This is a genomic window from Providencia sp. PROV269, assembly GCF_028477785.1.
Classification (GTDB): domain Bacteria; phylum Pseudomonadota; class Gammaproteobacteria; order Enterobacterales; family Enterobacteriaceae; genus Providencia; species Providencia rettgeri.
In genome coordinates, this window is the sequence record NZ_JAMPLV010000003.1 from 273,913 (window position 1) to 296,178 (window position 22,266).

The window sequence follows — 22,266 nt, forward strand, 5'->3', positions numbered from 1 at the left end:
TGTAATAAACTGATTAGCAATACTTAGCAGCTCCAAGGGACAATAAGATGGATTACAAACTAAATCTCGACTGGCAGAGTTTCCTCGACAGTCACTGGCAGAAGCGCCCACTGCTTATCAAAAAAGGGTTTGCAAATTTTATTGATCCTATCTCGCCTGATGAACTTGCAGGTTTGGCGATGGAAGATGAGGTTGATAGCCGTTTGGTTAGCCATAAAGAAGGGATTTGGCAGGTTGGTCACGGACCATTTGAAAGCTATGACCACCTTGGCGAAGAGAATTGGTCTATTTTAGTTCAAGCAGTTGACCACTGGCATCATCCAAGCTCTGCATTAATGAAACCATTTCGCGTCCTTTCGGACTGGCGGATGGACGACTTAATGATTTCCTACTCAGTCCCCGGCGGTGGTGTAGGTCCTCACCTAGACCAATACGATGTGTTTATTATTCAAGGTGAAGGCCGTCGTCATTGGCGAGTGGGTGAAAAAATCCCAATGAAACAACATTGCCCGCACCCTGACTTACTACAAGTTCAACCTTTTGACGCCATCATCGACGAAGAAATGGAACCCGGCGATATTTTATATATTCCACCTGGGTTTCCACATGAAGGTTACGCCATTGAGCCTTCATTAAATTACTCAGTTGGTTTCCGTGCCCCAAATACTCGTGAGCTGCTCAGTAGTTTTGCCGATCACCTAATTTCTAATGACTTAGGCAGTTATCGTTATAGCGATCCTGATTTATCATTCCGTGATAACCCTGCTGAGATCTTGCAAGGTGAACAAATTAAACTGCGCGAAATGATGGAATCACTGATTAATGACCCTGAGCTATTTCGTAAATGGCTAGGTGAGTTTATCTCACAATCACGTCATGAATTAGACATTGCTCCACCTGAACCACCTTATGAGCAAGAAGAAATTTATGATTTACTGAAAACTCAGCAAGAAACCTTATACAAATTAAATGGTCTCAGAGCATTGCGCGTTGGCGACCAATTTTTTGTTAATGGAGAATGCTTAGAAACCGAGTGTTATGAGGCTGCTGATAGCTTATGTCGTTATGATGCCGTTAATAGCCAAATTTTAGCTGATGCCATTGATGACGTTAATTTTATCGCACTGCTTACCGCACTCGTCAATAATGGTTATTGGTATTTTGATGATTAATCAATACCTTTAATATTAAATTTGTATTTTGTGTAAGGGCTCATTAATTATGGGCCTTTTATTAAAAATAATATTCTCAGTATAATATGACAAGGCTCTCCTCCCTATTGATGAAAACCGCTAATTGCCAATTACCCCCCCCTTATTAATAACTAACTTATTTATTTTTTTATATATTTTATTTCCCAATCACATACTCATATTATGATCCTTACGTGCCCGTAAGCACGCAAAGATAAAGCACATTCTTTAATTCAACCCTAAACTGTTTTTACTTCACTATTATCATTCTCACGCAGCATTAATTATCCATTTTAAAGATGATAACAATATGAACTTAGAAACACTTTTAGCTTTATCATTGTTTTCCTTTGTAACATCCATAACGCCAGGTCCAAATAATATTATGTTACTTGCTTCAGGCATTAATTTTGGATTTAGCAAGACATTACCGCATTCATTTGGGGTATCAATTGGTTTTCTTATTATGCTGTTTGCTATCGGGCTAGGAGTCGGGGCATTGATCCAATCATCCCCTATAACTTATTCAGTATTAAAATATTTTGGAATTATTTATTTGTTCTGGCTTGCATGGAAAACGACTATTAGCCATTCAGTTGCACAATCAAATAACCAGGAAATTAAGCCGCTAACTTTCTTAGAAGCAGCATTATTTCAATGGATAAACCCTAAAGCATGGATGATGGCTATTTCAGGAATGGCGATGTATACCAATATAAACGCCCCCTATTTATCAATGGTACAGGTTGCCGTTATATTTGCGGCCATCAACTGGCCATGTGTTGCTATTTGGGCGATGTTTGGCAGTAAATTAAGAGAAAAGCTAAAACAACCTAAGACATTAAAACGCTTTAATTTAGTCATGGGTGTTTTACTGGCGCTTAGTGGCGTTTCTGTATTATTTCAATAGCAAATTTACGCGTGCTTATTGTTATAAGCACGCTTGTTTATCATGAAATATCATGATTGCCTTGCGTGAATAGCCGTTAATTCCGCAATACGCATGATCACACTAACTGCCTGCTCCATACCCTCTTGTGTTATAAATTCATGTTTACTATGGAAGTTATAGCCACCTGTGAAAATATTTGGGCACGGTAAACCACGATGTGAAAGCTGCGCACCGTCAGTACCACCCCGGACGGGTTGGATAATTGGCTCAATACCACAATCAAGCATTGCTTGCTTTGCTAATTCAATAACATGTGGGTACTTCATGACCTCTTTATGCATATTATAATAGGTATCATCAAGTGTCAGTTCGATATAGCAGCTTGGATGTAACCCTTCCCCAACTTTTTCAGCAATTCGAATGATATTTTTCTTCCTAGCTTCAAAGCCCGCTAAGTCAAAATCACGAATAATATAATTCAATTCTGCCTTTTCTACTGTCCCTTTTAACGATGTTAAATGATAAAAGCCTTCATAACCTTCGGTGTTTTCAGGTGTTTCATCAGGTGGTAACATCGAATGAATACGGTTCGCTAGCCCTAATGCATTCACCATTACGCCTTTAGCTGTACCGGGATGCGTGTTATTGCCAACAATTTTAATAGAAACGTTAGCTGCATTAAAATTTTCATACTCTAACTCACCAACACCACCACCATCGACGGTATAGGCCCACAATGCATCAAATTGTTTAAAATCGATATGACGAGCCCCACGCCCTATCTCTTCATCAGGGGTAAATGCAAGACAGATTTTACCATGAGGAATGTTCTTACCCTTTAAACGTACTAGAGCTGTAATTATTTCTGCGATACCCGCTTTATCATCGGCACCGAGTAAGGTTTTGCCATCGGTCATGATGAGGGTTTTGCCAATCATTTCATGCAGCACTGGAAACATCACTGGGGATAGCACTTCATCACCTATACCTAACGCGATATCTCCCCCTCGATAATTTTCGAGTACTTGTGGACTCACATTTTTACCTGAAAAATCAGGTGCTGTGTCTAAATGTGAAATAAACCCAATAGTAGGAACATCCCAATCAACGTTTGACGGTAAATAAGCCATCACACAACCTTGATCGCTAAGCGTTATTTTTTCAAAACCTAATTCATTCAGCTCGTTAACTAATGCACGAGCAAACTTTAGCTGTCCTGCGCTGCTAGGCACTGTTTTGGCATTTAGTTTTGATTGTGTATCGAAAGCGGTATATTCAAAAAACCGCTCTAAGAGTTTGTCCATACCCTTCCCCCTAAAATATCAATGTCCATATTATGGGAAAGATCACAGATTCAATTATTGTTTCAAATCAGCTTTCCTGTTAATGCTCTCTATTTTTTGCAGGAAATCGTTAGTGAAATTTATTTTTTAGCGTAATTTTTGTAAGCTACCTATTACACTGGCAATCAATACCTATAATAAATAAGGGTAATAATCAAATTGTATTAATTAGTAGGTTATTATTTATTTGTTACCTAATTACCTCTCATTTGGTTAAATATCACTCACCCACTACACGAATCATCAATCATTAAATTGAAATAGTATGCTATATATGAAGTCTTATTATTTTATTTATTAGCTAATTAATAAACAAAACGAAATTTTACTCGTTAACAGGAAAATTCATGTCAAAAACATGTTTAATTTATGGTGTTAGTAAAGGCTTAGGTAAAGCATTGGTCGAAGGATTTCCTGAAAAAGCAGACCATATTTATGGAGTGTCTCGCTCAAAGCCTCCTTTTGAACACATTAACTTTACGTGGATCCCTGCTGATTTAAATGATATTCATAGCGCGAATGCCATTAAGCAGATTATTCAGGATCAACCTATTCATACCTTAATTTATAATGTGGGTATTTGGGAGAAACTGGCTTTTAGTGAAGAATACCAATTTGAATCGACTGATGACATTGAGCTGCTCAATATGATTCAAACCAATATCAGTGCTTGTTTATTAAATTTAAAAGCACTATTACCCAATTTACGTTTAGCGAAAAATAGCAAGATTATATTGATCGGTTCCACATGGGGCCTAGATAACCATAATGGCAAAGAAGTCGCCTTTTCCGCCACGAAATATGCCCTCAGAGGCATAGCACAGTCATTAAGAGAAACACTGCGTGAAGATAAAATAGCAATATCAGTCATAAACTTAGGTTATCTAGCAACTGAATACCCATTAACGGTTCCTGCCGACGAAGTCATTGAAAAAAGTAATGGACAGCTAATCCCATTACAAGATGTTGTCAATGCCGTACGCTTTATCACCAGTACGAGCAATGCAACCTGCGTCAAAGAGATTACGATGCCGGCCATGATGGATACAAATGTCTAACCTATAAGAGAAAACAATACGTTTCCCCTTATATTATTATGTATTGAAAGCTTATTGCGCTGTATTTTTAACCTGTAACTCTGTAATAAGCTTATTGATATATTCAACAACGACTTTGCTGGCTAAACCATAGTGTTTCTCATCAAACTCACTTTCCACTTGGCTAGGCTCTAAATTAAGTTCGACCGTATGTGCCCCATGTAATTTAGCCTCATGAACAAAACCTGCCGCAGGGTATACATGACCAGATGTCCCAATTGAAATAAAAATAGTCGCAGATTCAAGGGATTGATAAATATAATCCATTCCAATTGGCATTTCACCAAACCAAACAATGTGGGGTCTGAGCGGCTGAGGAAACTGGCAACAATGACAGCGGTCATCGGCAGATAAATCCCCTTTCCATTCCAATACTTGATTTGACCAGTTGCAGCGAACTTTTAATAGTTCACCATGCATATGGATAACTCGCTGACTTCCCGCTCTTTCATGCAAGTTGTCTATATTTTGCGTAATTAACAAAAAGCGGTCACCAAAAAGCTCTTCAAGCTGAGCAAGTGCATAGTGAGCGGCGTTAGGCTTAATATTTTCTTGCTGTAACTGCCGACGCCGTTCATTATAAAAACGTTGTACTAATTCAGGGTTACGTTCGAAACCTTCAGGTGTTGCCACATCTTCAACGCGATGCTCTTCCCATAATCCATCCGCAGAACGGAATGTTTGGATCCCAGATTCAGCTGAAATACCCGCTCCTGTTAAAACGACAATATTGACCTTTTTCATGTTATCCAATCTATTATCTATATAAAAAGACCGATTGCGAAGTCGCTGGCGGCGTATACATTTATTCTTGCGAGCTTTTTTTAACCTATAACGAAATCGCAACATCAAAGCTTCCTTTCATCCATATAACCAATAAATTTATATCATATTAAATATTAACTGCTTTTTACCATGTCATTATGACATGAATTTAGAAATGCTGATTGTGTGAAATTATTAAAATAATCAAGCTCCAAGTACTTATTTTATTGGCAGACTAACTATTTCCTTACCATAACTGATGACATTATCTAAATGTTAACATACTAAAACGCATCATCTTGCTGAATGCAAATAAAAATATCGAAGGTATCGATTTTGTCACTTTTTATTCATAAAAATGACATCTTTATTTCATAAATACGCCATAAAACTTCCACAATGATAAAACAATAAAAAAACCTTTCTTCTTCACTCGCGCTACCGCTAAAATATGCCTCGCAGATTTTACTGTGTTATTAACTCACCACTACAAGGGATTTCATGGAAAAGTTTTTTGAAAGAGCAATGTATGCTTCACGTTGGATTTTAGCGCCTATCTATTTTGGGCTTTCACTGACACTATTGGCTTTAACCATTAAGTTCTTTCAAGAGCTATACCATATTTTGCCAAATATCCTTTCAATTCCTGAAGCAGACTTAATTTTGACGCTATTATCATTGATTGATATGGCATTAGTCGGTGGTTTATTGGTGATGGTAATGTTTTCAGGTTATGAGAACTTTGTCTCCCAAATGGATATCCCTGACAGCAGTGAAAAACTAGGCTGGCTAGGTAAAATGGACGCATCATCATTAAAAAATAAAGTCGCGGCCTCCATTGTGGCAATTTCCTCTATTCACCTATTAAAAATCTTCATGGACTTAAAAAGCGTCTCAAATGACAAACTGATGTGGTATGTCATCATCCATTTAACCTTTGTATTATCTGCATTTGTGATGGGCTATCTAGATAAAATGACCAAGAAATAAACGGTAAAATTTACACTCAAAGTGCCTAATTTAAACATCTAGGCACTTATCTATTCACTAATTTCATCTTTATCTCCCTCGTCGATTTCTGCTTTGTGTTACCATCAATAGTCTAAAAGACTAGTACCAAGGAACTCTACATGAGCCAACATTTTGTCGGTAAATATGAAGCTGAAATTAAATTTCAATTATCGGATCCCGACACCTTCTTACACAAAATAAGAGCCGATTTAGCTGAGCCATTTACGGAAAATAATACAGAGACAGATTATTTCTATGAAAACCTACATTCACCGCTGGCTGACAAGAACGTCAGTATGTGCGTACGTGAAATGGTGCCATCAGGCATAAAGTTGTGGATAGTCAAAGGCCCTGGAGCTTCTGAATGCAAAGCCATTAATATTGATGACTGCAACCATGTGCAAAACATGTTAACGACATTGGGATATCATTGCTACTTAACCACAACTAAAATAAGAAGCATTTATTTTCTGAATGATATCCACATCACAATTGATCACTTGAGTGGGATCGGCTGGTTTGCTGAGTTTGCCATTATGACTGATGAGCAGGACTTACTGGATAGTTTATATCAAACGTTGATGGCGACCGCCAAACAGTATGGTTTTACAGAAGCGATGGTAGAAACTCGTAGTTATAAACAAATGTTTTTAACAGCACAGTGATTATATAAAGAGCCAATAAATTTTTGGATTTATACCCTAAAAATCATTGGCTCTCTAACCCTAATAACTATTGCCCACTGAGAATACGTGCAGGGTCTAACTTACTCGCTCGGCGAGCAGGATACCAACTGGCTAGTAAGCTTAATACAATGGTTGTAATTAAAACATAAACCACATCCATGACATGCAATTCAGAAGGTAAAAAGTCAATAAAATAGACATCACCCGATAAAATTGGATGACCAACAATAGCCTCTATAACCTTAATCATTGGTGTTAAATTTAAAGATATGACGACCCCAAGTACAGCACCAATCAGAGAACCAACCAGCCCACCCAACAAACCATACCATAAGAAAATAGCACGAATCTGCCTATCTTTTGCCCCTAAGGTGCGCAATACCGCGATATCACTACTTTTATCTTTAACCGCCATAACAAGAGTAGAAACAATATTAAAACACGCAACGCCAATCACCAATATCATAGCTAAGTACATGATACTTCTAACCATTTGGATATCATTGTACATATAACCATAATCACCTATCCAACTTTTTACAATAACATGATGCATAGTTTTCAAGCCTGCATCATAAACGACTTGATCGGCAATAAATGGGTCTGTGGCTTTGATTTCAAATCCCGTCACACCATCACCATAGTCGAGATATTCTTGTGCATCAGCGAGAGGAACGAGTGCTAGCTGGTGATCAAGCAAGCCACTAAGCTTAAAAATACCCGTCACTTGTACACGAATACGCTTAGGCTGCTGAATCTTTAAGCTGGCATCGGTATTTGGGATCATGATTGTCACCCAATCCCCAACTTTCACATTTAATGCATCAGCCACACCTTGGCCTAAAATAATCGATTGTTTGCCCGCTTCAAAATGCTGCCAAGCATCATTAAGAATGAATTGTGGTAATGCACTGACTTGTGGCTGAGTTTCTCGTGAAACCCCCATCACTTGGATTGCTTTTAAATTTGCACCACGCTCAAGTAACCCTGTAAAGTTAATGTAAGGGCTAACGCCTTCAACCCCTGGCGTTTTCCGGATAACTTGTTCAGCAAACTCCAAATCCTTATAGGGTGGTTTAACAGCATAAATTTGCCCATGGGGAACAACAGATAACACACGGTTATTTAATTCGCGTTCAAAGCCATTCATCGCGCTCAAACCAATAATTAACACCGCAACCCCAAGAACAATACCCAACGTTGAAACTATCGAAACTAACGAAACCATCCCTGTTCGGCGGCGACCACGGCTGAAACGCAGCGCTGTGAGTAGTGAAAGAGGCAACTTAGACATTACCGCGCCCCCAAGGTAATATCCTGCTGCAAATGCCCATCACGCATTTCCAATTGGCGAGATAACCGGCGAGCCAGTGTCATATCATGGGTGACCACTAAAAATGCAGTCCGCTGTGTTCGGTTTAATTCCCCCAACAATTCAAAAATGGCATCTGCATTACGTAAATCAAGGTTACCTGTAGGCTCATCCGCTAAAACCAGTGCAGGCTCATTCACTAACGCCCTTGCAATAGCAACACGCTGGCGCTCCCCTCCTGATAATTCAGAAGGACGATGCCCCGCCCGATGCGCTAGTCCAACTGCTTCTAGCATTTCAGTGGCTTTCGAAAATGCAGTTTCTTTCGCAATACCACCAATTAATAAAGGCATCGCCACATTTTCAAGGGCGGTAAAATCCGGTAAAAGGTGATGAAATTGATAAATAAAACCTAAATCTTTATTACGAATAGCAGCTCGCTCATCTGAAGATAATTGATTAATATGCTGGCCACGAAAGATAACATTCCCTTCTGAAGGAGTATCTAACCCACCCAGTAAATGTAATAAGGTACTTTTACCCGAACCAGAACTTCCCACGATGGCCATCATTTCCCCCAGCCCCATGGAAAAACTGACATTTTTCAACACTTGCGTCGACAATGTCCCTTCCTGATATGTTTTACTTAAATTTTCACAGACCAGAAGTGGTTGTTTATTCATAACGTAACGCCTCAGCAGGTTGAACCGCTGCTGCACGCCAAGAAGGATAAAGCGTTGCCAGCAGAGAAATCAGCATTGCACTAAGTGCAATAATTAAAATACCAGAGTAATCAAGCACAATCGGTAAAGAGACACCTTTTGGTAATAAACCAATCAGCGGCATAATGACATTCAGTTGGCTAGAAAGTATCGTACCTAATATTGTGCCAATGAGTGAACCAATCACCCCCGCTCCAGCGCCTTGGATCATAAAAATCATTAAAATTCGCCAACGTTTGAGGCCAAGGGTTTTTAAAATAGCGACTTCACCTTGTTTTTCCATCACTAACAATGATAGTGAAGTAATAATGTTGAATGCCGCCACCGCAATAATTAAACTGAGCAATAAGCCCATCATATTTTTTTCCATGCGAACGGCTTGGAAAAACTCCCCTTTACGCTCTCGCCAATCTTTCCATACTAAGCCATTCGGCAACGCTTGCTGACTTAGAACATCAACCTTTAGGGGCTCATCCAAATATAAACGCCACCCAGTAATATGCCCTGTAGGATAACGTAACATGCGTGCGGCATCTTGTTGTGCTACGACAAGTTCACTTGTATCCGCTTCCCCATTTGTTTGGAAAATACCCGCCACAGTAAATAGGCGCTGGCTAGGAATGCGCCCCATTGGTGTTAGTTGACTCACCCCAGGTATAATTAAGCGAACTTCATCACCACGTTTTACCCCGAGCGTTTCTGCAAGTTTATTCCCCAGAAAAACATTATAACTGCCTTCTTTAAGGTCACTGCGTTGCCCAACAACCAGTTTATCCAATAACAGAGAAGGTTCTTCAGGTTCAATCCCCCCCATGACGCCAACGCCAACATTGGTTCGGCTTTGTAATACCACGTCAGATTGCACAATAGGTGCGATATGGCTGACACCGTTTAAATGTTGTAGACCAGTTATTGGATACTTTGCTGGGTCTATATTTCCAGAGGCAGATGTTAAAATTGCCTGCGGCATATAAGCAAGTATGCTATCTTGTAAAGATCGCTCGAACCCATTCATCACTGAAGTGACGGTTATCAATGCCGCCACCCCCAGTGTGATACCAATAGCAGATAAACTGGAAACGAAACGCCCAAATTTATCCGCAGCACGCCCACGTAAATAACGTAGGCCTATAAATAATGAGACAGATTGGTGCATGAAATCTATGATGCCCCTGTTGCCAAAGCGAAGTGTTCAGCGATAATAAAGGGTACGATTGATGAATGGAACCACTCGATGGTTTTTTTTCTGTTTTGAATGCCTTTTTGTCTGACTTTCAGACGAATTACGAGTTAAAACTGATTGTTTTGTTACGAATTTTGTAGTTTAACTATCCATTAATTAACTTAACTATTTTTCGTACAAAAATTGGCTATATTTGTGCTAACTCTTGTTTAACTGCTTACTAACCGCTGTGAGATACCGAAGATTTCTATGTTGTCAAAATTTCGTTATGAACTCCCTAGTCGTAGTGGCGATGTTCGCCATTTAGGTTGCCTTATCGGGGCGGCTGGTGCACTTGAATGTGGAGAAATAATACAACGTCATCAAGGGCCTGTTATCATCGTGACACGTGATATGCAAAATGCATTACGTTTAAGAGATGAAATTCAACAGTTTACAAAACACCCTATAGAGACACTTTCTGACTGGGAAACATTGCCATATGACAATTTCTCTCCCCATCAGGAAATTATTTCTCATCGTTTATCGACACTGTACCGCTTATCCAGTTTACAAAAAGGCACGTTAATTCTTCCCGTCAATACACTGATGCAAAAAGTCTGTCCTGCTGACTTTTTAACCAGCCATGCCTTAGTGATGGCAAAAGGTGACAAACTTTCCCGAGATAACTTACGTAATGAACTCGATAACGCTGGTTATCGCCATGTAGAACAAGTTTTAGAACATGGTGAATATGCCACACGTGGCGCTTTACTCGATTTATATCCTATGGGAAGTTCATTGCCATTTCGTATTGATTTCTTCGATGATGAAATTGATAGCTTGCGAACTTTTGACGTTGACTCGCAAAGAACACTCGAAGAAGTAGAACAAATTAATTTACTGCCAGCTCATGAATTTCCGACCGATAAAGACGCTATTGAACGTTTTCGCAGCCAATGGCGCGAGCGCTTTGAAGTTCGCCGTGATCCAGAACATATTTACCAGCAGGTCAGTAAGAATACCTTACCAACAGGTATAGAGTATTGGCAGCCTTTATTCTTCGCGCAGCCACTGCCATCGTTATTTGAGTATTTACCACCATCAAGTTTAATTGTTTCGCAGAGCTTACAAGAAGCGGCTGAACGCTTTCAGGTTGATACTCAGCAGCGGTATGAAAGCCGTGGTGTCGACCCAATGCGCCCATTGCTCCCACCTTCAGAGCTATGGCTAACTGTTGAACAACTGAATCAATCGTTAAAAAAATGGCCTCGTATTCAATTATCACCCGAGTCTCTGCCCAAAAAAGCGGCAAATACCAATTTAGATTACCTGCCATTACCGGATATCAGCACACAGGGGCAAAGTAAAACACCGCTCGAAAAATTGCGGCAGTTTACTGAACAGTTTGATGGAACTATCGTCTTTTCTGTGGAAAGTGAAGGCCGGCGTGAAACTGTTACCGAGCTCTTAGCACGTTTAAAAATTCGGCCTGATATTATTCAAAGCTATACTCACCCTACTGTCAGCCGATTTGCCATCACGATTGGGGCCGCTGAGCATGGCTTTATTCAATCCGATATCCATAGGGCATTAATTTGCGAAAGTGATTTACTTGGGGAGCGAATTGTTCGCCGCCGAACAGATAATCGCCGCACCATTAATACAGATACCCTCATTCGCAATTTAGCTGAATTGCGCCCTGGGCAACCCGTTGTTCATATTGAACACGGTGTAGGTCGTTACCAAGGTTTGATTACCTTAGAAGCGGGTGGTATTAAAGCTGAATATTTAATTTTAACCTATGCAGGCAATGATAAACTGTATGTTCCAGTTTCTTCACTCCATTTAATTAGCCGTTATGCGGGTGGCGCTGATGAAAACGCCCCATTGCATAAATTAGGTAGTGATAGCTGGGGGCGAGCCCGTCAAAAAGCCGCAGAAAAAGTGCGCGATGTTGCGGCTGAACTTCTTGATATCTATGCACAACGTGCAGCTAAAGCGGGCTTTGCTTTCAAGCATGATAAACAACAATACCAAGAATTTTGCCAAGGCTTTCCTTTCGAAACGACACCTGACCAAGAAGTCGCTATCAATGCCGTTCTCAGCGATATGTGCCAACCCTTAGCCATGGACCGATTGGTTTGTGGCGATGTAGGCTTTGGTAAAACCGAAGTGGCAATGCGAGCCGCATTCTTGGCGATTAATAATAACAAGCAAGTTGCCGTTTTAGTGCCCACGACACTACTTGCCCAACAGCATTACGATAATTTTAAAGATAGGTTTGCTAACTGGCCTGTCCGCATCGAAATGTTATCACGCTTTAAAACAGCGAAAGAGCAACAACAAATTATTGCACAAACTGCTGAAGGTAAAGTTGATATTCTAATTGGTACCCATAAGTTACTGCAAAGTGACTTAGTATGGAAAGATTTAGGCTTACTCGTCGTCGATGAAGAGCACCGCTTTGGTGTCCGCCATAAAGAACGCATCAAAGCTATGCGTGCAGACGTTGATATCCTAACACTGACAGCCACACCGATCCCTCGTACTCTTAACATGGCCATGAGTGGCATGCGTGATTTATCGATTATCGCCACACCACCAGCTCGCCGTTTGGCTGTGAAAACCTTTGTTCGCCAATATGATGACTTAGTTGTCCGTGAAGCAATTTTACGAGAAACTTTACGTGGCGGCCAAGTTTATTACCTTTACAATGATGTTGAAAATATTGAAAAGGCAAAGGCACGCCTTGAAGAGTTAGTTCCTGAGGCACGCTTTGTTGTTGGCCATGGTCAAATGCGCGAACGTGAATTAGAGCGCGTTATGACGGATTTCCACCATCAACGTTTTAATGTATTGATATGCACTACAATTATTGAAACGGGTATTGATATACCAACAGCGAATACTATTATTATTGAGCGTGCTGACCATTTCGGGTTAGCTCAACTCCATCAACTGCGTGGCCGAGTAGGACGTTCTCACCACCAAGCTTATGCATACTTGCTCACACCACATCCAAAAGCGATGACCACTGATGCTCATAAACGCCTTGAAGCCCTTTCTTCACTGGAGGATTTAGGTGCGGGGTTTGCTCTAGCAACTCACGATTTAGAAATTCGCGGTGCAGGTGAATTACTTGGTGAAGATCAAAGTGGCCAAATGACCACGATTGGTTTTACCCTCTATATGGAACTGCTAGAAAGTGCTGTTGATGCGCTAAAAGAGGGGCGCGAGCCTTCATTGGAAGATTTAACTAGCCAACAAACCGAAGTTGAATTACGCATGCCTGTTCTGCTGCCAGACGACTATATTCACGATGTGAACATTCGCTTATCTTTCTATAAACGAATAGCCAGTGCTAAAAATAGTCAGGAGCTCGATGAATTGCGTACAGAGCTAATCGACCGCTTTGGCAGCTTACCTGACGCAGGTAAATTCCTGTTAGCTAACGCAGCTATTCGATTACAAGCGCAATCCCTTGGTATTAAACGTATTGAAGCCCATGAAAAAGGTGGTTTTATTGAATTTGGTGATAAAAATAAAGTCGATCCAAGTTTCTTAATCAGCTTATTACAAAACCAGCCACAAACTTATCGGTTAGATGGCCCTGTTCGACTAAAATTTTTCCACGATTTAACAGAACGAGCCTCTCGACTAGAATTTATTAAGCAGTTACTTATCGGATTTGAAGAACACCAAATTATCTAGGTTTAAAGCTATAAAATGATAAAAGGCTACTTTCGTGTAGCCTTTTATCTCTATAATTTTTATATAATTATTATTCCATAAAGCCAAATGTATTTTTGTTCGGTTGCAGTTCTAAGATTGTTGATGAGTTTCTGGTGATTGACAATTCATTTTGTTGCAAACAATAAAATGGTAATAATTCTTTTATATCACTGCGCATGGTTTCACACACTGAATTAGATGATGTTAGCACTAAGCGCCCTTTGTCATCCAAAGGAATAAACATTGATGGTTCATAGGATGTTCTAACTTTCCCAATGCTTTTATCAATTTGGTAAACGACGTCATATCCAACAATAACTAATTCCATTTTTTGTGTGTTAACACAGGTTTGATTTTGCATATCAAACAGAGATGGAAAGCCTTTCCCTTGTAATGCTTCAATCATGAAAATCATTTTGCATTCGCTTTGTGCAGGATGAAACCGAGAAAGGGATTGTTGGTTAAACGTGCCTAAGACTCCTGTTACTGTACAATTTTGGTACTCAACAAGGCGATTAGCTTTGATCGGCTCGACAGATAACACTGTCGCCAATTTCGTTTCAGGTTCTTGGTTGAATAAAGTCACGAGCAATACAATAACGAATGCCACTACAGTTGCTAATAACAACTTAAATTTTAGCTTCATTGTATTAACCCTTATTAAAATATGCCGCATCTATTGTAACCACAATCTAAAATAATTCGATAATTACGTACTATTTGTATTGTTTTTTGGAATTATCTTAATTTATCATCAAAACAAGTATTTATTATAACTGTATTAGAAACCATAAGTTTCACCATTAGTGCAACTTCACATATCACCTCAATTGAATGCGTTATTTTATAATTAATAATCAATAAGATAGATGGAGTGATTTCCATGATAACTTTTCGTTATATAAATACATTTATACTTAAATTATTTTAAACTTAAGGTAAGCTAAATTATATTGACTCAATATATATTAATTTGTAGGTTTTAATTTCATTTAAATAGAATATATAAGTAATAGTGGCAATATAATCGATATTCAATCTCTTAAATTTGATCTAAATAGTTTTTCCAAGTAATATTTAACATAAATAAACCTTGACAGATTCAGTTAATATACTTTATTAGCATACCTATTTATCATTATAAAATACAAAAAAACATGCACCTGTTATATAAATACACAGGTGCATGGCGATCATCAAACCAAATTAAACCAGTAACTACTCGTAGATTAATGCAGTTTTAACTTTGGTCGAATAATTCTGTTAATACTGCCAACAAGCATCATTAGCCCTGTCTTAATGTAACCATGTAATGCAATTTGGTGCATACGATATAAAGAAATGTATACAAAACGCGCAATTCGCCCTTCTACCATCATATCCCCACGCATTAAATTCCCCATTAAGCTACCAACTGTACTAAATCGAGATAGTGAAACTAATGAGCCATGGTCTTTATATACATACTCTTTTAAAGGTTTGCCTTTCATTAAAGCAACAATATTGTCATAACAAAGGCTGGCCATTTGGTGGGCTGACTGTGCTCTTGGAGGAACAAAGCCCCCTTCTGGCTTAGCACAAGATGCGCAATCGCCAATAGCAAAAATCATATCATCACGAGACGTTTGCAATGTCGGCTTTACTACCAATTGGTTAATACGGTTTGTTTCTAACCCAGCAATATCTTTCATGAAATCAGGTGCTTTAATCCCCGCTGCCCAAACCATTAGGTCTGCATGAATTTTACCATCTTCTTTCGTATTCAAACCATCTGCATCAGCACTGGTTACCATAGTTTTCGTCAATACATTTACACCTAGCTTATTAAGTTCTTGGTGTGCGGCACTTGAAATTCGCGGAGGTAAAGCGGGTAGGATACGCTCGCCTGCTTCAACTAATGTGACATTCAGTGCATCTGTGTCTAACCCTTTAAAACCATAACTGGTTAATTGCTCAACCGCATTATAGAGTTCAGCAGATAACTCAACCCCCGTAGCTCCCCCCCCAACAATGGCAATATTAACGCTCTCTTCTGCGTTATCGCGTACTGAATAACGTAAAAATAGATTTAACATTTCATCGTGAAAACGGTGCGCTTGGTGTGGGTTATCTAGGAAAATACAATGTTCTTTAACACCCGGTGTACCAAAATCATTCGAAGTACTGCCTAATGCCATGACTAAAATATCGTACTCAAGCTCACGCAAAGGAACTAATAATTCACCATACTTATCATAAAGTTCACCGAGAACGACTGTTTTATTTTCACGGTCAATATTCGTTAGTGAACCCAGTTGGAAATTGAACGCATTATGGCGAGCATGAGCCAGATAGCTTATCGCATCGACGCCATCATCTAAAGAACCTGTCGCAACTTCATGCAATAGCGGTTTCCATAAATGACTCGGGTTGCGGTCAACCAACGTAATTTGTGCACGTTTCTTACGGCCCAACTTACGGCCTAAACGTGTTGCCAGTTCTAATCCACCAGCACCGCCGCCTACAACGATGATTTTGGGTTGAGATAAGGTCATAAATCCCTCGAAACAAAATATATTAATGTTATTTAAGGCTTCTCATCTAGAAAAGCCTTATATAACAATAATTAGCCACAGCTCCTTCCATACCAACTAGAATATCATGAGTGGTCTATTGGTAATACCAAATATTGATTCACATCAATTTAGTTGATTATTATGACTACGATCACATTCGTCAAATCATTTTTTCCACCAAATGAATCGAGTCAGCTTTTTGGTATTTATATCAATCAATTGTTTAATTCCACAGATAGAATGGTGATAATGAGAATCATTATTCTATCATTTTTTATTTGTTGCGCATAATCAATTACCCTCTTCTCATTTTCAACATACCTCTAAATAAAGCACAAAAAAAACTCCAAGGATGATAAACACCCTCAGAGTTTTTCATGAAATATTAAATTTTATTATTTAATTTTCTTGATACGCACATCAGTTGGAACTGAAACTGGCGAGTTATCTTTAAAGTATTGCATTAATGCTTCGTTGTCTGGAAGGCTATAAACACGGTCTTTACCTTGATTAAAGGCAGAGAAACGGCTACCACCAGTTGCTAAGAATTCATTTGCAGCAACACGATAGCTTTTATTCATGTCTAACGGCTTACCGTTTAATTTCATTGATTTTTGAATAACTTTGTCACCCACTGGGCGGCTGTCATCCCACTCGTAGTAAAAACCTTTAGAAACAGGCATAACTTGCGGACGAGCACGATCCCATTGTTGCTCAAGTGCTTGCTTGATTTGAGCACCTGTCAGTGACTGTGTGACAACCACATTAGAGAACGGTTGCACCGTGAAAATGTCACCATAAGTCAATTCCCCTGCTTTCATGTCAGCGCGAATACCGCCACTGTTCATAAATGCAATTTGTGCACCGCCCGCTTCTTTACTGGAGGCTGCATATAATTGACCATCTGCAATAATCTTACCTAAGGTAGAATCCCCTGCTGGTAATAATTTTTTATCCACATTAGCCGTCAAAGACCCCATCACTTGCTGTGAAATAGGTAAGGCAATTTTTTCGTATTTTTGTACGAAGGTGGTTAACTCAGGGTTTTTCTCATAACGGCTGGTTTCAACGGGGATATTTTTTGCATTGATGCTAACAATATCTTTCGTATTTCTATCAATCTCAATATTTAATTGAGACAATAAAGTCCCATTAGATTGAGCAGAAATTACTGTCATTCCATTGATTTCACAATTATATGCTTGGTGCGTATGGCCACTAACAACAAAGTCTACATTAGTATCTAACTGTTTAACGATATCAACAATTGGGCCTTTGATATTATCACAACGGTTAATATCTTTAACTTTAGTGTCAACTTGTTGTGTTGCGCCTTCATGGATCAAAACACCGATACTATTAATACCCTGTGCTTTTAATAACTTAACTTGGTTATTGATAGTTTCAACTTCATTTTTGAATTCTAACCCTGCCGTTCCACTTGGCGTTACGATAGCAGGTGTACCTTCTAACGTTAAACCAATAAATGCCATTGGAATGCCATCAAACTCTTTAATAAAGTAAGATGGGAACAGAGTTTCACCTGTTTCTTTAACAATAACGTTAGCTGCTAAGTAGTTAAAATCAGCACCCGCAAAGGAATCTTTACCCACGCAACCTGCGGTTGGGTGACAGCCACCGTTTTGTTTTCTCAGCAGCTCTTCTTTACCTTTATCAAACTCATGGTTACCAACTGCGCTGGTTTCCATACCAATCGCGCTTAGCGCTTCAATTGTGGGTTCGTCATAGAACATTGATGACAGTAATGGGCTAGCCCCTACTAAGTCACCAGCGCCAACCACGATAGTTTTATCGTTTTGTGCTCTTAATTGATTAACCAGTGTTGCAATTGACTCAATTCCGCCTAATTTACCATCACCCGGAGCTTGTAAAGCACCATGGAAATCATTAATACCTATGACTTGTACTTTTACAGTATCTGTATTTTTGGGAGCACAACCCGCCAAGAGTGCACCAGAGATAAGCAGTGTGAGTAATCCAATTTTATGTTTCATTTATCCTACCTTTTTTTAATCTTTTTCAATTATCGACTACATTTTAAAACGGTAAGTCGTTGTCATTGATCCAGATAACGAATGTGCACGACGTGAGTGCCCATCATATAATTTTGGCGTTGTGTAGTCGTTTTCTTGCTGGTGGTGCCAACCCAAACCACCACTTAATGACACGGATAGATTCTCAGTTGGTTTCCAATAGCTAAACAGACCAAATTGGCCTTGCTTTAATCTTTCACCTTCATATTTAAATTCTGAATAGTTGGTACGGGCACCAACAGACAGTTCTTTGCTGATACGATATTCAGCCGCCATTGCAATCATGGTTTCGCCATCACGTACGTAGTCGATATCTGCATAAGCTGGAGAGTTAAAACGGCCACGCGTGTTACCAATTGGGTTACGCGCAAATTGTCCGACACCGTTCGCTTTTTTCGCTTGGGTGTAAGTTAAGCCTGTGCTTAGCGTCCAAGGCGATTCAGGGATACGCCATTCTGCCGTTCCTGCATAGTGCCAAGCACGCTTGTCAAAATTACGCTTACCTTTTTGTTTATCGGTCTCAGTACGCTTACCGTCACTACCATATTCATGGTTATAGATCTGCGTACCTAAAGTGACATCTGAAGTTAGTTTATATTTCGCTTCTAAACCTTGCTGACGGAATAAATCATCGGCTTGACCATAGAAATAGTAAACTTTCAATGGTTTAGTATTGTAGTTAATTCCACCCGTGATGACATGATTAACATTATGTCGAACGCCGTTAGCATCAGTAAAATACATGGCATCAATATTTGGGCTATCACGACGCATAACTTTTTTATCGAGATATAATAAATCCAAACTCCAATCACTGATCGCAGTATTCGTGTAGTAACCGCTATAGCTGTTCAATGATAAACGCTGTGAATTCGTGAAAATACCCGTATTTTTCAGTGTAAACCAACCTGCTTTGGCATTAAATTTCACTGGCTCAAGGTCTAGTTTTACTTTTGCATAACGTTGACCAATTTTGTTGTACCCTTTCGCATGGCCATCATCATTATATAAAATTGCACGGGAGGCGAAGTCTTTACTTGCGCCTAACTTGATACCACCATAGTAGGAAGCGTCAAAACCAATGATGTCAGCGAAATAACCTGATTTGAAATCCGCTTGAAAGTTTTGACCCCAAGCATTCGCTACTTGTTTTCTATAACGGTTTTCGTCTTTATCAAAACGGTTTTCTGTTTTTAAGTATTTCCACATGTTACGGGTTGACAGCTCTAGCTCCGAATCCGCAATGAATGAATTTTCCTTGATAGAATCTTCCCAGTTACTGGCATTTGCCATTGCTACAGCTAAATAGCAAGGAGAAAGCATTAATAACGCAATATTTTTAACTTTCATTGGAATTAACCTAGTTAATGATTATTTGAATTAATTTTATGCTGTACCATGTTTCCATGAACAACAAAACACCATTTTTATTTTTAGCTTAATAAAATAATTTCACTTAAAGACAAACAGACACATCCATTTCAAACACATAAGTCATTTTTAAAAAAATTTAATACAGTATTCGTCTGCATTTGTGTTTACTTATTTCTATGAATAGAGGTATCCCTTATAGGGATTACATAAATATATTATTTAATCGATAATGACACACTACTCACATTGCGCGTTTATTTAACTTAAAATTCAAGCAATGACGCTACACTTACCCATTAAAAAATAATTACCACTCTATTCCTTATCTATTTTTTATGACAAAAGATGCCCCTGAGAAATAATCACCTCAAATCAATTTAAATATTTAACTTAAAATACAACTTCTAAATTGCTGTTTTTTTTAATTGATTACTTATCACTCTAAATTGTCATAAATCTTTCATAATACGAATGCTATCGTAATTTTATGTCAATTAAAACGATCGCTGTCACAACACGTTACATCGGTTGCATTAAACTACCCATAAATAGTGATATTGGTCACGTTTTATCTTAAGGGGTTCTTAATGTATAAATCTTTCATTTGGATAGGATTTAATAAATAATTCATTTATATCTGGTTAAAACACAGATTTAAATGGATATTTGTAATCAGCTTGATACATATAAAGACTTATGAATAAAATATAACCTAATAAAATTTCACATATAAATGCATATTGCTGATAGGTGTATAACCAATCTATGAATGTTTTATTTAATTCCTCATAGAAGAAAGCATTATTCCCTAGCGTTCAATTTCAATTAAGTAACATTTGAGTAAATGATAAGCATGACTTAGTGATTCCCTCCCCCCTTTAACTCATCTTATGTTTCATTTATTTAAAATTATCTTAACTTTTGAAGATAATCGATTTCATGATTAAAAGTATCATAATCATATTTAATAATTCCAACTAAATGAAAAAACAGACCATAATCCAAATTTCCAGTTATTTATTTTAAGTAAACTCAAAATACAATTAACAATAAATATAATTATTAATATTTTCATTTTTTTATTTCAATAAAAAATCATCTAATTATTTTTAATAGTGAAATAAGTATTGATTCATTTTATCTAAAGCAATTTCAAATAACATTGAGATTAACTGTGCAATTATTAATGAAGTTACGGGTAACTTTTACTGTGGGCAATAATTTTATTATTTTATTTATGCATAATCATGGGCTTTATGATGTGTATTGATACAAAAAAGGCCAGTAAATAAAATACTGGCCCTTTAGATATCATTGAAATTATTAGCGATGTTCTTGCCAACGTGAATGCAAGTCAACCAGTTGACGATGACTTTCTTTCCAACGCCCAACGGCTTGTAATTCTGTTAAGCTATATTGTCGACCACTATGATATAGCTTAGAAGCTTGGCTATCATGTTGTTTTGGTAAATTATCTAAAACACTGACAGCACCTTCACGATTATTACAGACTAAAATCATGTCACACCCAGCATTCAATGAAGCCTGTGCTCTCTCGGGATAACTTCCCATAACCGCCGCACCTTCCATCGATAAATCATCAGAGAAGATAACCCCCTGAAACCCAAGTTGTTCTCTCAATACTGATTTTAACCAAAATGGCGATCCACTCGCCGGACGGTCATCAGCTTGAGTATAAATAACATGGGCAGGCATAACCGCATCGAGTAGCTCTCGTTGAATAAAATCTTTAAATATCAACATATCTTTACCACGGATCTTCTCTAAAGTGCGGTCATCGCGTGGTGTTTCTTTGTGTGAGTCAGCTTTCACAGCGCCATGACCAGGAAAGTGTTTTCCTGTTGTTTTCATTCCCGCACTGCGCATGCCTTTAATAAAACGCTCCGCCATAACAATGGCAATTTCAGGATCTTCGTGGAATGAGCGTTCGCCTATCGCAATACTTTGATGGCCAAGGTCCAGAACAGGTGCGAAACTAATATCAATATCCATGGCTATCATCTCTGATGCCATTAACCAGCCCGCCTCTTCAGCAAGCTTGGCGCCATCCATTTCACTATTGAGCGCGGCAAATGCCTGAGCAGAAGGCAATGCGGTGAAACCATCACGAAAACGCTGTACTCGACCACCTTCTTGGTCAACGGCTATCAATAACCGGTGTCTTGATGCGTCACGAATTTGGCGAACAAGCTCTCGTAATTGCGCTGCATCATGAAAGTTACGGGTAAATAATATTAAGCCGCCCACGGATGGGTGTGCTAATATTTCGCGCTCTTCATTGTCCAATTCATAACCCTGAACATCTAGCATTATAGGACCCATAACATGCCTCACTTATTAAACA

The 22,266-nt window shown here is 38.7% G+C and carries 16 protein-coding genes; 6 read left to right on the plus strand and 10 right to left on the minus strand.

Going from position 1 to position 22,266, the window contains the following annotated elements:
• Nucleotides 1-47: 47 nt before the first annotated feature.
• Entirely contained in the window at nucleotides 48-1,172 is a 1,125-nt protein-coding gene (locus PR683_RS05820) for a ribosomal protein uL16 3-hydroxylase (protein WP_004911758.1), read from the plus strand.
• A gap of 331 nt (nucleotides 1,173-1,503) precedes the next feature.
• Nucleotides 1,504-2,103 (plus strand): LysE family translocator, encoded by a 600-nt coding sequence (locus tag PR683_RS05825; RefSeq protein ID WP_164528742.1) that lies wholly within the window; start codon nucleotides 1,504-1,506, stop codon nucleotides 2,101-2,103.
• Between the two features lie 50 nt (nucleotides 2,104-2,153).
• On the opposite strand, the gene pepT is transcribed toward PR683_RS05825, so the two are convergent.
• Complete coding sequence (gene pepT / locus PR683_RS05830; protein ID WP_004911762.1) at nucleotides 2,154-3,389, minus strand: peptidase T; 1,236 nt, start codon at nucleotides 3,387-3,389, stop codon at nucleotides 2,154-2,156.
• A gap of 386 nt (nucleotides 3,390-3,775) precedes the next feature.
• On the opposite strand from pepT, the gene PR683_RS05835 reads away from it, so the two are divergent.
• Nucleotides 3,776-4,486 carry an SDR family oxidoreductase gene (locus tag PR683_RS05835; protein ID WP_110731988.1) on the plus strand — a complete coding sequence of 237 codons (711 nt, stop codon included), beginning with the start codon at nucleotides 3,776-3,778 and terminating at the stop codon, nucleotides 4,484-4,486.
• A 51-nt stretch (nucleotides 4,487-4,537) separates the two neighbouring features.
• On the opposite strand, the gene cobB is transcribed toward PR683_RS05835, so the two are convergent.
• Entirely contained in the window at nucleotides 4,538-5,371 is an 834-nt protein-coding gene (cobB, locus tag PR683_RS05840; RefSeq protein ID WP_042851854.1) for a Sir2 family NAD+-dependent deacetylase, read from the minus strand.
• A 420-nt stretch (nucleotides 5,372-5,791) separates the two neighbouring features.
• Here cobB and PR683_RS05845 point away from each other — a divergent pair, with 420 nt between their 5' ends.
• Both PR683_RS05845 and PR683_RS05850 read left to right on the plus strand, forming a co-directional pair.
• On the plus strand, nucleotides 5,792-6,280 hold the full coding sequence (locus tag PR683_RS05845) for a TIGR00645 family protein (RefSeq protein ID WP_004911769.1): 489 nt from the start codon (nucleotides 5,792-5,794) through the stop codon (nucleotides 6,278-6,280).
• A 140-nt stretch (nucleotides 6,281-6,420) separates the two neighbouring features.
• Entirely contained in the window at nucleotides 6,421-6,966 is a 546-nt protein-coding gene (locus PR683_RS05850) for a class IV adenylate cyclase (RefSeq protein ID WP_004911771.1), read from the plus strand.
• A gap of 67 nt (nucleotides 6,967-7,033) precedes the next feature.
• Here the strand turns inward: PR683_RS05850 and lolE are convergent, their stop codons facing one another.
• From lolE to lolC, 3 genes are read right to left on the minus strand one after another with little or no spacing between them, the layout of a single operon-like run.
• Nucleotides 7,034-8,281, minus strand: a complete 1,248-nt coding sequence (lolE, locus tag PR683_RS05855) for a lipoprotein-releasing ABC transporter permease subunit LolE (protein WP_117162358.1) — start codon at nucleotides 8,279-8,281, stop codon at nucleotides 7,034-7,036.
• Nucleotides 8,281-8,982: a lipoprotein-releasing ABC transporter ATP-binding protein LolD gene (gene lolD / locus PR683_RS05860; protein WP_004911778.1), complete on the minus strand. Its 702-nt coding sequence runs from the start codon at nucleotides 8,980-8,982 to the stop codon at nucleotides 8,281-8,283. Before lolD ends, lolE begins: the two co-directional genes overlap by 1 nt.
• A complete protein-coding gene (gene lolC / locus PR683_RS05865) occupies nucleotides 8,975-10,177 on the minus strand; it encodes a lipoprotein-releasing ABC transporter permease subunit LolC (protein WP_004911780.1) in 1,203 nt (400 codons plus the stop codon). The genes lolD and lolC overlap by 8 nt, the downstream gene beginning before the upstream one ends.
• Nucleotides 10,178-10,453: 276 nt before the next feature.
• On the opposite strand from lolC, the gene mfd reads away from it, so the two are divergent.
• On the plus strand, nucleotides 10,454-13,897 hold the full coding sequence (gene mfd, locus PR683_RS05870; RefSeq protein ID WP_272571708.1) for a transcription-repair coupling factor: 3,444 nt from the start codon (nucleotides 10,454-10,456) through the stop codon (nucleotides 13,895-13,897).
• 70 nt (nucleotides 13,898-13,967) lie between these two features.
• On the opposite strand, the gene umoD is transcribed toward mfd, so the two are convergent.
• The 5 genes from umoD to nagZ all read right to left on the minus strand — a co-directional run bounded on the left by umoD (nucleotide 13,968) and on the right by nagZ (nucleotide 22,244).
• Complete coding sequence (gene umoD, locus PR683_RS05875) at nucleotides 13,968-14,564, minus strand: UmoD family flagellar biogenesis regulator (RefSeq protein WP_272571707.1); 597 nt, start codon at nucleotides 14,562-14,564, stop codon at nucleotides 13,968-13,970.
• 583 nt (nucleotides 14,565-15,147) lie between these two features.
• A complete protein-coding gene (locus tag PR683_RS05880; RefSeq protein WP_272523770.1) occupies nucleotides 15,148-16,452 on the minus strand; it encodes an NAD(P)/FAD-dependent oxidoreductase in 1,305 nt (434 codons plus the stop codon).
• 416 nt (nucleotides 16,453-16,868) lie between these two features.
• Complete coding sequence (locus PR683_RS05885; protein ID WP_110731989.1) at nucleotides 16,869-18,488, minus strand: bifunctional metallophosphatase/5'-nucleotidase; 1,620 nt, start codon at nucleotides 18,486-18,488, stop codon at nucleotides 16,869-16,871.
• Nucleotides 18,489-18,524: 36 nt separating this feature from the next.
• The gene (locus PR683_RS05890) at nucleotides 18,525-19,877 is read right to left on the minus strand and encodes an OprD family outer membrane porin (protein WP_004911792.1); all 1,353 of its coding nucleotides are present in this window, start codon (nucleotides 19,875-19,877) and stop codon (nucleotides 18,525-18,527) included.
• A gap of 1,347 nt (nucleotides 19,878-21,224) precedes the next feature.
• Nucleotides 21,225-22,244 (minus strand): beta-N-acetylhexosaminidase, encoded by a 1,020-nt coding sequence (nagZ, locus tag PR683_RS05895; RefSeq protein WP_272571702.1) that lies wholly within the window; start codon nucleotides 22,242-22,244, stop codon nucleotides 21,225-21,227.
• Nucleotides 22,245-22,266 lie beyond the last annotated feature (22 nt).